The organism is Plantactinospora sp. CA-294935, assembly GCF_050936445.1.
Lineage (GTDB): Bacteria > Actinomycetota > Actinomycetes > Mycobacteriales > Micromonosporaceae > Plantactinospora.
In genome coordinates, this window is sequence record NZ_JBNJMU010000001.1 from 862019 (window position 1) to 876988 (window position 14970).

13 protein-coding genes and 1 riboswitch are annotated in these 14970 nt (G+C 71.1%); of the genes, 6 read left to right on the forward strand and 7 right to left on the reverse strand.

The genetic code is table 11. The features are described from left to right. The first annotated feature begins 314 nt into the window (after positions 1-314). From ACQEVC_RS03860 to ACQEVC_RS03885, 6 genes are all read left to right on the forward strand, one after another. A complete protein-coding gene (locus tag ACQEVC_RS03860; protein ID WP_432891014.1) occupies positions 315-725 on the forward strand; it encodes a YciI family protein in 411 nt (136 codons plus the stop codon). A gap of 13 nt (positions 726-738) precedes the next feature. Continuing rightward, positions 739-1983 carry an RNA polymerase sigma factor gene (locus tag ACQEVC_RS03865; protein WP_432873399.1) on the forward strand — a complete coding sequence of 415 codons (1245 nt, stop codon included), beginning with the start codon at positions 739-741 and terminating at the stop codon, positions 1981-1983. Positions 1984-2125: 142 nt separating this feature from the next. Continuing rightward, positions 2126-2208, forward strand: a riboswitch (S-adenosyl-L-homocysteine riboswitch). Between the two features lie 16 nt (positions 2209-2224). Further along, the gene (metH, locus tag ACQEVC_RS03870; RefSeq protein WP_432873401.1) at positions 2225-5878 is read left to right on the forward strand and encodes a methionine synthase; all 3654 of its coding nucleotides are present in this window, start codon (positions 2225-2227) and stop codon (positions 5876-5878) included. Positions 5879-5992: 114 nt separating this feature from the next. Next, the gene (locus ACQEVC_RS03875) at positions 5993-6595 is read left to right on the forward strand and encodes a hypothetical protein (protein ID WP_432873403.1); all 603 of its coding nucleotides are present in this window, start codon (positions 5993-5995) and stop codon (positions 6593-6595) included. A gap of 212 nt (positions 6596-6807) precedes the next feature. Next, entirely contained in the window at positions 6808-7404 is a 597-nt protein-coding gene (locus tag ACQEVC_RS03880; RefSeq protein WP_432873405.1) for a TIGR03086 family metal-binding protein, read from the forward strand. Positions 7405-7480: 76 nt separating this feature from the next. After that, on the forward strand, positions 7481-7969 hold the full coding sequence (locus ACQEVC_RS03885) for a type II toxin-antitoxin system PemK/MazF family toxin (protein ID WP_432873408.1): 489 nt from the start codon (positions 7481-7483) through the stop codon (positions 7967-7969). 117 nt (positions 7970-8086) lie between these two features. On the opposite strand, the gene ACQEVC_RS03890 is transcribed toward ACQEVC_RS03885, so the two are convergent. The 7 genes from ACQEVC_RS03890 to ACQEVC_RS03920 form a co-directional block, all read right to left on the reverse strand. Next, the gene (locus ACQEVC_RS03890; RefSeq protein WP_432873411.1) at positions 8087-9847 is read right to left on the reverse strand and encodes an ABC transporter substrate-binding protein; all 1761 of its coding nucleotides are present in this window, start codon (positions 9845-9847) and stop codon (positions 8087-8089) included. A 156-nt stretch (positions 9848-10003) separates the two neighbouring features. Continuing rightward, on the reverse strand, positions 10004-11002 hold the full coding sequence (locus ACQEVC_RS03895; RefSeq protein WP_318397550.1) for an ABC transporter permease: 999 nt from the start codon (positions 11000-11002) through the stop codon (positions 10004-10006). A 9-nt stretch (positions 11003-11011) separates the two neighbouring features. Next, a complete protein-coding gene (locus ACQEVC_RS03900; RefSeq protein ID WP_432873415.1) occupies positions 11012-12058 on the reverse strand; it encodes an ABC transporter permease in 1047 nt (348 codons plus the stop codon). Between the two features lie 54 nt (positions 12059-12112). After that, positions 12113-13150 (reverse strand): ABC transporter ATP-binding protein, encoded by a 1038-nt coding sequence (locus ACQEVC_RS03905; protein ID WP_432873418.1) that lies wholly within the window; start codon positions 13148-13150, stop codon positions 12113-12115. Further along, positions 13147-14223: an ABC transporter ATP-binding protein gene (locus ACQEVC_RS03910; protein ID WP_432873420.1), complete on the reverse strand. Its 1077-nt coding sequence runs from the start codon at positions 14221-14223 to the stop codon at positions 13147-13149. Before ACQEVC_RS03910 ends, ACQEVC_RS03905 begins: the two co-directional genes overlap by 4 nt. Positions 14224-14400: 177 nt before the next feature. After that, positions 14401-14664, reverse strand: a complete 264-nt coding sequence (locus tag ACQEVC_RS03915) for a hypothetical protein (protein WP_432873423.1) — start codon at positions 14662-14664, stop codon at positions 14401-14403. 7 nt (positions 14665-14671) lie between these two features. Beyond that, complete coding sequence (locus ACQEVC_RS03920) at positions 14672-14968, reverse strand: hypothetical protein (RefSeq protein ID WP_432873426.1); 297 nt, start codon at positions 14966-14968, stop codon at positions 14672-14674. Between the last annotated feature and the right edge of the window lie 2 nt (positions 14969-14970).

Consider the following 14970-nt stretch of genomic DNA (forward strand, 5'->3'; position numbering starts at 1 on the left):
AGAATCCGCCCATGACCCGGCCCTCGAGCTACGAGTACGCCGGCGGCGAGCCAGCCTTCCTCCCGGTTGCCGCCGTGCACCACCGGCGCTGCCGCCAGCACGCGGTGGGCCGTGGACGAGGGAGTTCGAGTACGGGCCGCCGGGCGGCCGGGGTTGCCGGTCCCCCGCTGGTCCTGGGACGGCCCGCAGAGCGGCGGACCGGCGTAGCGAAAACCCGCCCGGGCGGATGTCCGGAACCGTCCGCCGGCCCCGACGTCTCCAGCGAGCAGGCACCGAAGGCGGTGCCGACCGGAGAGGGAGTCACCGTGAAATACATGATCATGATGAGCGGGTCCCAGCGCGACTACGACGCGATGGCGGGCAAGGACAGCGACGGCTCCCCGGCCTGGTCGCCGGAGGACATGGCGGCGTTGCACGAGTTCATGGCGGCCTGGAACAACGACCTGGTGGAATCGGGCGAGTTCGTCGACGCCCGGGGGCTGACCGCACCGGTGCACACCCGGCGGATCTCACTGCGCGACGGGGTGCCGGTGGTGACCGACGGGCCGTACCCGGAGACCCAGGAGGTGCTGGCCGGCTACACGATCGTGGAGTGCGCCAGCTTCGACCGGGCGACCGAGATCGCGGCGAAGCTGGCGAAGACGCCGCACCCGGAGGACGCGACCCTGACCAACGAGTGGTACGTCGACATCCGGCCGATCGCCGAGGGCATCGAGGATCTGTAGGGCTGTCGCCAGCGTGCCGGTAAACGACGTCGAGGACCTGCTGCGTCACCTGGCGCCGCAGGTCCTCGGCGCGCTGGTCCGCCGGTACGGGCACTTCGACACCGCCGAGGACGCGGTGCAGGAGGCGCTGCTGGCCGCCGCCACGCAGTGGCCGGGCGAGGGCGTACCGGAGAATCCCCGGGCCTGGCTGATCACCGTCGCGGCCCGCCGGCTCACCGACCTGCTCCGCGCCGAGCAGGCCCGGCAGCGTCGGGAGGACAGGGTCGCACGCTGGGCACTCCCCGAGCAGTGGCTGGCGCCGGCCGCCGACCGGGCGCCGTCGGACTCCGACGACACGCTGGTACTCCTCTTCCTCTGCTGCCATCCCGCGCTCTCGCCGGCCTCGCAGATCGCGCTGACCCTGCGCGCGGTCGGCGGCCTGAGCACCACGGAGATCGCCCGGGCGTTCCTGGTGCCGGAGTCGACCATGACCCGGCGGATCAGCCGGGCCAAGCAGCGGATCAGGGACAGCGGCATCCCGTTCGGGATGCCGCCGGCGGCCGAGCGCGCCGGGCGGCTCGACGCGGTGCTGCACGCGCTCTACCTGATCTTCAACGAGGGGTACGTCACCACCTCCGGCCCGACCCTCTACCGCACCGAGCTCTCCGCCGAGGCGATCCGGCTGGCCCGGATGCTGCACCGGATGCTGCCCGACGACGCCGAGGTGACCGGGCTGCTGGCGCTGATGCTGCTCACCGACGCCCGGCGGCCGGCGCGTACCGGTCCGGACGGCGCTCTGATCCCGATGGCGGAGCAGGACCGGAGCCGGTGGGACGCCGGGCAGATCGCCGAGGGGGTGGCCCTGGTCAGCGCGGCGCTGCCGAACGGGCCGACCGGGGCGTACCAGGTGCAGGCGGCGATCGCGGCCCTGCACGACGAGGCGGCCAGTGCCGAGGCGACCGACTGGCCGCAGATCGTCGCGCTCTACGAGGTGCTGCTGCGGATCGCCGCCAATCCGGTGGTGGCGCTCAACCACGCCGTGGCGGTGGCGATGGCCTCCGGGCCGCGTGCCGGGCTCGACCTGCTGGACCGGCTCGCCGCCGACGACCGGATCGCCGACGACCACCGGATGTACGCGGTCCGGGCACACCTGCTGGAGCTGGCCGGAGACCGGGCCGCGGCCCGCGAGGCGTACCGGACGGCGGCCCGCCGGGCGACCGGGCTGGCCCAGCAGCGCTACCTGAACGACCGCGCGGACCGCCTCACCGGCGACCCGTGACCCGTACCGCCCCTCCCGGAGCAGTTCCGTTCGGTCCTCGCGGGCGCTGGACCAGGAGCGGGTGCAGAGCACCAGGTGGCCGCCGTCCCACACTGCGCGAAGCTTTCGGCCTCGTCGGGTCCTTTCCGGTAGTCTCGATCCCCGGGTCGAGAGGCGCTGCAACGGGCGGTGACGCCCGCCACGCTCGACCCGAGGATTGATCTTCTCCAAGGGCGCCTCCGTTCCACGACGGAGGTGGCCAATGGGTACGGGTACGGCTTCGAGCGGCACCGGCACGCGGGCGGCGCGCACCCTAGCACTGCGGGAACTGCTCGCCGAGCGGATCGTGGTGCTGGACGGTGCCTGGGGCACGATGCTCCAGGGCGCCGGGCTCACCCCCGCCGACTACCGGGGCGACCTGCTGACCGACCACTCGCACGACGTGACCGGCGACCCGGACCTGCTCAACCTGACCCGGCCGGACGTCATCCTCGACGTACACCGGCGCTACTTGGCGGCCGGCGCGGACATCACCTCGACGAACACCTTCACCGCGACGAGCATCGCGCAGGCCGACTACGGCCTTCAGGCGCTGGTCCCGGAGATGAACCTGCGCGGCGCCCAACTCGCCCGGCAGGCGGCCGACGAGGCGGGCGGCAAGTTCGTCGCCGGCTCGGTCGGGCCGCTGAACGTGACGCTCTCGCTCTCGCCCCGGGTCGACGACCCGGCCTTCCGGACGGTCTCCTTCGACACGGTCCGGGAGGCGTACGCGGAGCAGATCCGGGCGCTGGCTGACGGCGGCGTCGACATCCTGCTGATCGAGACGATCTTCGACACGCTGAACGCGAAGGCCGCGATCGCCGCCGCCCGGGAGGTCGCGCCGGACCTGCCGCTGTGGATCTCGGTGACCATCGTCGACCTGAGCGGCCGGACCCTCTCCGGGCAGACCGTCGAGGCGTTCTGGAGTTCGATCGCGCACGCCGAGCCGCTGGCGGTCGGGGTGAACTGCTCGCTCGGCGCCGCCGAGATGCGCCCGCACGTCGCCGACCTGGCCCGGCTGGCCGACACCTACGTCGCCTGCCACCCCAACGCCGGGCTGCCGAACGCGTTCGGCGGCTACGACCAGCAGCCCGAGGAGACCGGCCGGCTGCTCCGCGAGTTCGCCGACGCCGGCATGGTCAACATCGTCGGCGGCTGCTGCGGCACCGGCCCCGAGCACATCGCCCGGATCGCCGAGGCCGTCGCCGGCCAACCGCCCCGGCCGGTGCCGGCGGTGCCGAGCGCCACCCGGTTCAGCGGGCTGGAGCCGTTCGCCATCGGCGCCGACACCGGCTTCGTGATGATCGGCGAGCGGACCAACGTCACCGGCTCGGCCCGGTTCCGCCGGCTGATCGAGGCCGACGACTACCAGGCCGCCGTCGACGTGGCGCTGGAGCAGGTACGCGGCGGCGCCAACATCCTCGACGTGAACATGGACGCCGACCTGCTCGACAGTGAGCGGGCGATGACCACCTTCCTCAACCTGATCGCCACCGAGCCCGAGGTCGCCCGGATCCCGATCATGATCGACAGCTCGCGGTGGAGCGTGCTGGAGGCCGGGCTGAAGTGCGTACAGGGCAAGGGGATCGTCAACTCGATCAGCCTCAAGGAGGGTGAGGAGGCGTTCCTGGAGCAGGCCCGGCGGATCCGCGACTACGGCGCCGGGGTGGTGGTGATGGCCTTCGACGAACTCGGCCAGGCGGACACCGCCGAACGCAAGGTGTCGATCTGCGCCCGGGCGTACGACCTGCTCACCCAGCGGGCCGGGTTCGCGCCCTCCGACATCGTCTTCGACCCGAACGTACTGGCCGTGGCGACCGGTATCAGCGAGCACAACGGGTACGCGAAGGCCTTCATCGACGCGCTCCCGCAGATCAAGGAGCGCTGTCCGGGTGCCAGGACCAGCGGCGGCATCTCCAACCTGTCGTTCTCGTTCCGCGGCAACGACGTCGTACGCGAGGCGATGCACTCGGCGTTCCTGCTGCACGCCGTACGCGCCGGGCTGGACATGGGCATCGTCAACGCGGGCCAGCTCGCCGTCTATCAGGACATCCCCGCCGAGCTGCTGGAACTCGTCGAGGACGTGCTTTTCGACCGGCGACCGGACGCCACCGACCGGCTGGTCAGCTTCGCCTCCACGGTCAGCGGCTCCGGCACCCGGCGCACCGTCGACCTCGCCTGGCGGGAGACGCCGGTCTCCGAGCGCCTGTCCTACGCGCTCGTGCACGGCATCGTCGACTTCATCGAGGCCGACACCGAGGAGGCGCGTAAGCAGGCCGATCGCCCGCTCGACGTGATCGAGGGGCCGCTGATGGACGGCATGAAGGTCGTCGGCGACCTCTTCGGCTCCGGCAAGATGTTCCTGCCCCAGGTGGTCAAGAGCGCCCGGGTGATGAAGCGCTCGGTCGCCTACCTGGAGCCGTACATGGAGGCGGAGAAGGAGCAGGCCCGGGCGGAGGGCCGGCTCGAGGGCAACCGTGGCCAGGGCAAGGTGGTGCTGGCGACGGTCAAGGGCGACGTGCACGACATCGGCAAGAACATCGTCGGCGTGGTGCTGGGCTGCAACAACTACGACGTGGTCGACCTCGGCGTGATGGTGCCGGCCGCCAAGATCCTGGACACCGCGATCGCCGAGGGCGCCGACGCGATCGGGCTCTCCGGGCTGATCACCCCGTCCCTGGACGAGATGGTCGCGGTCGCCACCGAGATGCGGCGGCGGGGCATGAACCTGCCGCTGCTGATCGGCGGGGCGACCACCTCGCGGCAGCACACCGCGGTCCGGATCGCCCCGGCGTACGACGGCAGCACCGTGCACGTGCTCGACGCGTCCCGGGTGGTCGGGGTCGTCTCCGACCTGCTGAACCCGGAACGGGCCGCCGAACTGGACGTGCGCAACCGGGCCGAGCAGCAGCGCCTGCGCGAGCAGCACGAGGGGCGGGAGCGGGTACCGCTGCTCACCCTCGCCCAGGCCCGGGACAACCGCGAACAGGTCGGCTTCGACGAGCTGCCGGTGCCGGCCTTCACCGGCGTACGCATCGTCCGGCCCGAGCTGACCGCACTGCGCGAGATGATCGACTGGCAGTTCCTCTTCCTCGCCTGGGAGTTGAAGGGGAAGTTCCCGGCGATCCTCGACCAGCCGGTGGCCCGGGAGCTCTACGACGACGCCAACACCCTGCTCGACCAGATCATCGCGGACGGCTCGCTGACCGCCGTCGGGTCGTACGGCTTCTGGCCGGCGCACGCCGACGGGGACGACATCGTGCTGACCGGTGACGCCGGGGCCCGCTTCCCGATGCTGCGCCAGCAGACCACCAAGCCGGCCGGCCGGCCGAACCGCTGCCTCGCCGACTATCTCGCCCCGGCCGGTGACCACCTCGGCGGCTTCGCGGTGACGATCCACGGCGCCGAGGAGCTGGCCGCCGGCTTCGAGGCACGGCACGACGACTACCGGGCGATCATGGTCAAGGCGCTGGCCGACCGGCTCGCCGAGGCGTTCGCGGAATACCTGCACCTGCGGGCCCGGCGGGACTGGTACGAGCCGGACGCCGACCCGGCGATCGAGGATCTGCACGCCGAGCGGTTCCGGGGGATCCGTCCCGCCCTCGGCTACCCGGCCAGCCCCGACCACAGCCTGAAGCGGGAGCTGTTCGACCTGCTCGACGCCGAGGCGCTCGGGATGGGCCTGACCGAGTCGTACGCGATGACCCCGGCCGCCAGCGTCAGCGGCCTGCTCTTCGCGCACCCGTCGTCGCGGTACTTCACCGTCGGCCGGCTCGGGCGGGACCAGGTCGAGGAGTACGCGGCCCGGCGGGGCCTGCCGGTCGCCGAGATCGAGCGCTGGCTCCGCCCCAACCTGGGGTACGACCCCGAGAAGTGATCCGGCACCGCCTCCCACCTATCGGCCGACCGGCCATCCACCCATTTGCCTCCGCCTATCCCCCGTTCGGCTCACTACCCTGGTCAGTGGCGCCGCTGACGGGAGGAGACGCCGGTGGAACTGCGAGGCCCGCTCTCCTGGCGGATCGGCATCCGCAGGTGGGACTACCTGGTCGACTGCGCCTTGTGGATCCGGGCGAGCGAGCGCATCGAGGTGCCGGCACACCGGTTGGTGCCCGGCCCGCTGGATCTCGACGAGCTTCCGGCGCCGGCCAGCCCGCTCGGCTTCGTCCCCGGCGCGGAATGGCTCGGCTGGTGGCTCTCGCTGGTCGACCCGGCGGGACAGCGTCCGCAGCCGCGCGCCGACCTGGAGCCCGCCGACGACACTCCGGACCCGCTCGGCCTGGCGCCGTGGCCGGCACTGCGCCGGGTGGTCGCGGAACGGTGGCCGGAGGCGCGTGACTGGCACATCGCCCGGCAACGTGACTCGTTCGGCCGGCCCGGCCCGGGTACGTCGACCACCACCGAGGTGGTACGCCGGGTCGAGGCGTCGCTGGGCCGGTCGATTCGCCCGTTCAGCGTCGAGATCGTGCTGCTGCCGGTACGCGACGAGGTGATCCGCCGGGTGGACCACGAGCGCTACCTCGTGCCGGAACGGGTACACGACAGTCCACGGTGGTCGGTCTGGCTCCGCGACCTGGTGCTGCGGATCGGCTGACCGGTCACCGCCGTCGCCCGCCGCGCGCTGGCCGGTTCGAGCCCCGGATTGTCGGTGCCGGTGGATAGTCTCCCGGAGGGTCGGCCTGGCACAGGCCCGGCCCTTCGGATGCGGGCCGGTTCGGCCGATCCGCCGCGCACCCCGGCCCGCCCGGTCGATCGACGAGTCGGTCCGGGCGTGCTCCGGCACAGAGACCCCGAGGGGAGTCGCAGATGCTCGACCTGGATCCTGCCGCTCAGGAGGTGATCCGGCTGGCCGACGGCGTGACCGACGAGCAGCTCACCGATCCGACGCCGAGCACGGACACCTCGGTGGCCGCCCTGCTCGACCACCTGATGGGGCTGTCGCTCGCCTTCACCTGGGCCGCCCGGAAGTCCGGTGGAGACGGGCCCGGCGTCTCCGCACCGCCGCCACCGGCCAGCGCCGACAACCTCGATCCACAGTGGCGCACCATCCTGCCGGCCCGGCTGACCGAGCTGGCCGAGGCGTGGCGGCAGCCGGATGCCTGGGCCGGGATGACCACGGCCGGCGGGGTGACGATGCCGGCCGAGGTCATGGGCGTGGTCGCGCTGGACGAGTTGGTGCTGCACGGCTGGGATCTGGCCAAGGCGACCGGGCAGCCGTTCCACTGCGATCCGGCCAGCACCGAGGCGGTGCTGGCGTTCACCACCGAGGCGGCCCGGCCCGAGCAGGCCGCCGGCCGCGACGGGCTGTTCGGGCCGGTGGTGCCGGTGCCGGCGGACGCACCGCCGTTCGACCGGGCGTTGGGCTTCGCCGGCCGCGACCCCAACTGGACACCGCCGGCCTGAACGCCACGACCGGCCGCTGACGTGCCGCCCCAGAGCCCGGCGGTCAGCGGGTACCGGCGACGGGTAGGGTTCCGCCGTGGCGAATCTCTGGAAGGGCGTGACCGCGACCGTCAGCCGGGTGACTCGGCGTGCCCCCGCTCCTACCGCCGGCCCCATTCCCGCTCAGCTCGCGCGGCGCCGCCAGGTCTCCACGTTGCAGCGTCGGGAGCTGGTCTACGCGCCCGAACTCGACGGGCAGGCCGATCCGGGCGAGATCGTCTGGACCTGGGTGTCGTACGAGGACGATCCGCGCCAGGGCAAGGACCGCCCGGTGCTGGTGGTCGGGCGGGTCAGCCGGACCCTCTTCGGGTTGATGCTCTCCAGCAAGAGCGACCGGGACGGCCAGCGGCACTGGCTCGCCCTCGGCCCCGGCGAGTGGGACCGGGACAACCGGCCGAGCTGGATCCGGCTCGACCGGGTCCTCACGATGCGCGAGGACAGCATCCGGCGGGAGGGCGCGGTGTTGGACCGGGCCCGCTTCGACCGGGTCGGCCGGGCACTCCGTACCGGGTACGGCTGGCGCTGACCCGCCGCTCCCGGTCCCCGAGCGTTGCCGGCCACGGAATCGCCGTCGGCCCGGTGGGTCGAGACGTGTAGGGGCCCTCTCCGGACGCGACCGGCGAGGACCCCTGCACGGACCCGGCTAAGGCTTGATGTGGCTGTTGTAGAGGACCGGGATGCCGAACTGGTCGGAGACGATCAGGCCGCCCACCTTCGGCCCGGTCACCAGGAGGCTGTTGACCTGGTAGAGCGGCACGACCGGGGCGTACTTCTCCGTGATCATCTGGTCGAGCTTGGCCCACTCCGGACCCGCCTCGCCGGCCGGCAGGTTGCTTACCCGGTCGATCTCGGCGTTCACGTCGTCGGCGTTGAAGTACGACACGTTGGAGTTGCCCTGCGGCCCGAGCTTGCGGCCGTCCCAGAGCACCGGGATGGTCGACACCGCGCTCGGCCAGTCCGCCGCCCAGTTCGACAGGTAGATGTCGTACGGGTTGCCCCGGGTCCGGGCGGTCGGGTTGTGGGCCGGCTGGTCGACATACTGCACGGTGACGTCGAAGCCCGCCTTCTCCAGGCTCTGCTCCACGATCGGCGCGGTCTGCTGGCCGAAGGCACTGTTCCGGGACATGAAGACCAGCTTGGGCGTCTGCCCGCCCAGCAGTTCCTTGGCCTTCTCCGGGTTGCCGGTCGGCCCGCCGTCGTACGGGTTCGGGTAGTCGGTGTGCCCGATGGTGGTGTCGGCGAGCAGGGTGTGGGTCACCTTGCCGGCGGCGTCACCGCCCTGGGTAGCGAGGATGCCCTGCTTGTCGATCGCGTACGCGATGGCTTGGCGCACCTTCACGTCCTTGATCCGCTCGTTGTTTATGCTCAGGTACCAGACCGACGGGCCCGGCTTGCGCAGCACCCGCTCGCCCAGCGAACTGTTGCCGAGCACCTGGTTGACCAGTGCCTGCGGCACCCCGTCCCAGGAGACCACCGTCTGGTCGGCGCCCTGGCCAGCCAGCGCCCGTTCGGTGGCGGCGGCGTCGTCGGGCCCGATCTCCACCTCGATGTTGTCCGGGTAGGCGTGCCGCAGCGGGTCGGTCTTCGGGTCCCAGTTCGGGTTGCGCTCCAGCACGAACCGGGTGTCCTTGACGTATTCCTTGATCTTGTACGGCCCGGAGGACACGACCCGGCGGTCGTACTCGGTCTTGGTGTCCTGGGCCTTCGGCACCGGCACCGAGGTCGGCAGCGAGAGCGCGAACGGCAGGTCGCAGTGCGGCTTGGCGAAGTTGAAGACCAAGGTCTTGTCGTCCTTGACGGTCAGCCCGGGGACGGTGTCGGTGCCGGAGGTGTACGGCCCCTTGTACGTCGCGTTGAACTCCGGGCTGTCGGCCAGCCACTCCTGGATGTACGTCGCCCCGCCGTCGATGCTCTCCTCGAAGGAGCGGGCGATCCCGTACGCCACGTCGGCGGCCTTGATCGGCGTACCGTCCTCGAACTTCACCCCGTCCTTGAGGGTGTATTCCCAGGTCTTGCAGTCGGAGTTGACGTCCTTGCCGGCATCGGTGGCGAGGTCGCCGACGAGCAGCACTTTCCCCTTGCCGTCGTCCTTGAAGACGGTCAGGGTACGCACGAACATCTGCTGGATCGACATGGCGGCGAAGGTGTAGCTCCGCTGCGGGTCCAGGTGCTCGAAGTCGGCCTCCTGGATCACCTTCAGCACGCCGCCGGACTGTGCCCCGGGCACCTCGGCGGCCGGCCCCTGGGAGTCCTTCGGGTCGGTCGCGATCGAGCTGGTGAACTGCTTGCCGCCGCCGTTGTCGGAGTCACCGTTCTCGCCGGTGTTCTCCGAGCAGGCGGCCAGCGCACTGGTCGCGAGCACGAGCGCGGCGCTCGTCGCGGCCACCGCGAGCCTGGGTCGCATAGGAATTCCTCCTGGTTTCGTTCCCGCAGGTCGGATCGGCGTCAATCTGTTGAAAGAAATATTCACTCAAGCAGACTTGAAGGTAAGTTTCATAGCAGTAACGATGGGGCAACGTTTCCGTACCCGCCACCGGGTCGCCACCGGACGGTCATCCGGTCACCCGAGTCGGACCCGGGGGTCGACCACCGCGTACAGCACGTCGACCAGGACGTTGGCGGCGACCACGAAGACGGCGGCGAGCAGTACCGTCGCCATCACGATCGGCATGTCCAGGTTGAGCGCCGCGTTCAGCGCCGTCTTGCCGAGCCCGGTGAACCCGAAGACCGTCTCGGTGATGACGGTGCCGCCGAGGTAGGCGCCGAGGTCCAGCCCGGCGATGGTGATGATCGGGGTGATCGCCGCGCGCAGCGCGTGCCGGCCGTACACGGTGATTTTGGACAGCCCCTTGGCCCGCGCGGTCCGGACGAAGTCCTCGGAGAGGGTCTCCAGCATCTGCGCCCGGGAGAGTCGGGCGTAGGTCGCGGAGTTGAGGAAGCCGAGCGCGAACCAGGGCAGCAGCATCGCCGACGCCCAGGCCACCGGATTCTCGGTCAGCGGGGTGTAGCGCGGATAGCTCAGGATGCCGGTCTCGTAGACCAGTCCGATCAGCAGCAGCGGCCCGAAGAGCAGGATCGGCATGGAGGCGCCGACCAGCGACGTGCCGACCGCCAGCTTGTCGAAGACGGTCCCCCGGCGCAGCGCCGAGACCATCCCGATCGAGACGCCCAGCACCAGCCAGACCACGGCCGCGCCGAAGACGATGCTGAGGGTCACCGGCAGGGTACGCCCGACGATCCCGGTCACCGGCTCGTCGTTGCGGAACGAGAAGCCGAGGCAGGGCGCGGGGCAGTCCCGGGCGGTCTCGCCGGCGCCGATGGTACGGCCGACGAAGATGCCCCGCATGAACTCGCCATACTGCGCCGGGATCGGCTTGTCCAGTCCCATCCGGCGTTCGATCATCTCGATCCGCTCCGGACTGCAGACGTTCTTGCTGTCCCCGCACATCAGCTCGGCCGGGTTGTTGGGCACCGCGAAGAACATCCCGAAGGTGATCACGCTGACCGCGAGCAGGGTACTCAGGGCCAGCAGTACCTTCTTGACCACGAATCGCAGCACGGACGCCTCCTACCTGCTCGACTTCGGGTCGAGCGCGTCGCGCAGCGAGTCGCCGAAGAGGTTGAACGCCAGCACCAGCAGGAACAGCGTGGTCCCGCCCACGATGGTGAAACTCGGTACGTCCCGGATGTAGCGCACGCTGTCGTTGATCAGCCGGCCCAGGTCGGGCGTCGGCTCCAGCACCCCGATGCCGAGGAACGACAGCGCCGCCTCCGCGGTGATCAGGGCCGGCACGTTCAACGAGAAGGTCACCAGGATCGGCGCCCAGAGGTTCGGCAGGAGCTGCCGGAACAGGATGTGCCCCAGCCCCGCCCCGGAGGCGCGGGCCGCCTCGACGAACTCCCGCTCGCGCAGCGAGAGCACCTGTCCCCGGACCAGCCGGGCGGAGATGGTCCAGTTGAAGAGTACGAAGATCAACACCAGCAGCGCCGGTCTGAACCAGGACGCCACCTCGTCGCGCGGCCCGTAGAACTGGTTGACCGCCAGCGGCACGAACGCGAAGCAGAAGATGTAGAACGGGAAGGCCAGCGCCAGGTCGAGGACCCAGGTGATCACGGCGTCGACCCAGCCGCCGACGTACCCGGCGACGATGCCGATCACCACGCCGAGCGCGATCGTCAACACGGCGGCGGTGAAGGCGATCATCAGCGAGGTACGCAGCCCGTAGACCACCTGGATGAAGATGTCCCGGCCGATCCCGGGCTGGATGCCGAACCAGTGCTCACCGGAGACCCCGGCGTAGCCGAGCGGGAACCCGTTGCGGTCCAGGCGTTCCGGGAACCGCTCCTGTGGCCCCTTGCCGTAGAGCCGGGCCACCAGCGGCGCGGCCGCCGCCAGCAGCACGAAGAAGACCAGCACCGCGCCGCTGACCAGCGCCACCCTGTCCCGGCGCAACCGCCGCCAGGCGAGCTGTCCCGGCGACCGGCCGACGAACCCGTCCGCCTCGACCGCCCTGGTGACGCTGCCGTCGGGCGGCGTGCCGTCCGGTACGCCCTCTGGAACCGGCGGAACCGGGCCGACCCCGGCCGCGATCGCCCCGACCTGCTGCTCACTCACGGCACTCGCCTTCGTTCGCGCCGCGGGACTCGCAAACCCGGCTCGTCCTCGCGCTCACGGGAGATCACCCTCCTCCGGGAAGTGGCAGGCCACCGCGCCGGTCCCACCGCCGCTCCCGCCCGGATAGGCGGTGAGCGGCGGCTCCTCGGTCGCGCAGATCTCCTGGGCCTTCCAGCAGCGGGTCCGGAACCGGCAGCCGGATGGTGGATCCAACGGCGTCGGTACGTCCCCGGTGAGCCGGATCCGCCCCGCCGGTCCCAACTTCGTCACGTCCGGTACGGCGGAGAGCAGCGCCCGGGTGTACGGATGCCGTGGCCGCTGGTAGATCTCCACCCGGTCCCCGGTCTCCACGATCTTCCCGAGGTACATCACCGCGATCCGCTGGCAGAAGTGCCGGACCACGGCGAGGTCGTGTGCGATGAAGACGAAGGCGAGATCCAGCTCCCGTTGCAGGTCGCGAAGCAGGTTGACCACCTGCGCCTGGATCGACACGTCCAGCGCGGAGACCGGCTCGTCGGCGACCACCAGCTTCGGCCGCAGGGCCAGCGCACGGGCGATCCCGATCCGCTGCCGCTGGCCGCCGGAGAACTCGTGCGGATAGCGGTTGTAGTGCTCGGGGTTCAGCCCGACCAGTTCGAGCAGCTCGCGTACCCGCTGCTTCACGCCGCCGGGCGGGACGATTCCGTTGACCTGCAACGGCATCGCCACGATCCGCCCGACGGTGTGCCGGGGGTTCAGCGAGGCGTACGGGTCCTGGAAGATGATCTGGAGGTCCTGGCGGAGCGGCCGGAGTTCGCCCCGGGAGGCGTGCGTGATGTCCCGTCCCTCGAAGACGATCTTGCCAGCGCTCGGCTCCAGCAGCCGGACCAGCAGCCGGCCGGTGGTGGTCTTGCCGCAGCCGGACTCGCCGACCAGGCCGAGGGTCTCCCCCGCCCGTACCTCGAAGTCCAGCCCGTCGACCGCGCGCACCAGGCCACGACGGCGCAACCCGGAGCGCACCGGGAAGTGCTTGGTCAGCCCGGTCACCGTCAGCAGCGGCTCGCCCCCGGCCCGGGCCGGCCGCTCCGGCGCCACCTCTGTCTGCGCACTCACGGTGCCACCCCCACCTGGGCGATCTCGTCGGCGTAGTAGCGCTGCCGGTCGGCCTCGGACAGGTGGCAGGCGACCAGGTGACCGGCCTCGGCCACCGGCAGCAGCTCGGGTACCTCGGTCGAGGAGCGACCGCCGTTCCGGTCGGCGTAGCGGCAGCGGGGGTGGAAGGCGCAGCCCGGCGGCAGGTGGATCAGGCTCGGCGGATTGCCCCGGATCGGCACCAGGTCCGCGGCCGCGTCACCGTGCAACGACGGCACGCTGGAGAGCAATCCCCAGGTGTACGGGTGCTGCGGCCGGCGCAGTACCTGCTCGACGCTGCCGTGCTCGACGGCCCGGCCGGCGTACATCACGAGTACGTCGTCGGCGACCTGGCTGACCACTCCGAGGTCGTGGGTGATCAGCACGATCGCCGAGTTGAACTCCGACTGGAGGTCGGCGAGGAGGTCGAGAATCTGCGCCTGCACCGTGACGTCCAGCGCGGTGGTCGGCTCGTCGGCGACCAGCAGGTCGGGGTCGTTGACCAGGGCCATCGCGATCATCACCCGCTGCCGCATCCCGCCGGAGAACTCGTGCGGGTAGTCGTCGACCCGGCGCTCCGGCTGTGGGATGCCGACCCGGCCCAACATCTCGACCGCGCGTCGCCGGGCGGCCTGGCGACCGGCGCCGGGATGGTGCACCCGGTACGCCTCGGCGATCTGCCGCCCGACGGGATAGTAGGGGTGCAGTGCGGAGAGCGGATCCTGGAAGACCATCGCCATGTCCCGGCCGCGCAGTTTGCGGCACTGCGCGTCGGGCAGCCCGACGATGTCCCGCCCACCGACCAGGATCTCGCCGCTGATCTCCGTACGCCTCGGGTCGTGCAGCCCGAGCACGGCCAGGCTGGTGACGCTCTTGCCGGAGCCGGACTCGCCGACGATGCCCAGGGTGCGTCCGCGCTGCACGGCGAACGAGAGCCCGTCGACCGCCCGCACCACCCCGTCCTCGGTACGGAACCGCACCCGCAGATCCCGCACCCGCAGGTACGCCTCGTCCGTCGGGGGCGCGGCCGACGCTGTCGATGCCGGTGTTCCCACCAGCGCCCTCCCTCTTCCTGCTCCGTCACCGGTTCCGCCGCTCACCCGGCCCGAGCCGCGCCGACCCCGGGGAACGTGAAGGTAACCTACAGCAGAGTTCAGAGGGTGAAAATAAGCTACAGGTGCCGATCTTCCCGGTACGCCGGACTTCCTCGGCCGGAGGACCGGTGCATCGCCCTATTCAAATGGGTCCGGTCCAATCCTGTCGACCCCGCCCGCCACCTCGGCACCGTCGATGTCTCTCCGGATCCGGTCGGCGATCCGGCGTACGTCGTCGAGAGTCTTCGGGCCACGCGGTCCCGCCGCCACCGCATCCTCGAACAGCGTCACCGCCGCCCACTCGTCCGCCGGGCAGCCGCCGCCCGGGGTGCAGCGGGGACACGTGTTGTTCTCGTGTGCCCTGATGATGCCCCGCGCGGCATCCAGGATGTCGGCCGGCAAGGGGCGCTCACCGGGCATGTCGACGGAGCACGTCGAGGCGGACCATCAGTTCGATGCAGGGCGCGTGCGGCTCTACCGACGACCACGAGCAGGTCGGGTGGTCATGGCCGGTGACCCAGACCCAGAGATGGCCGCCGTCCTCCCGGGTCACCCCGGCATGGACCTTGGTCACCGTCATGTCGCAGTACGCGGTGCAGGGCAGGTCGTGGATGTGGTACCAGTCCCCGGACCGGAGCCGGAGCGGAGTTCCGGCGGGCAGTTCGGGGATCTCGGGCGGGGAGATGTGCGGGGGCTTCGTCGTCATCG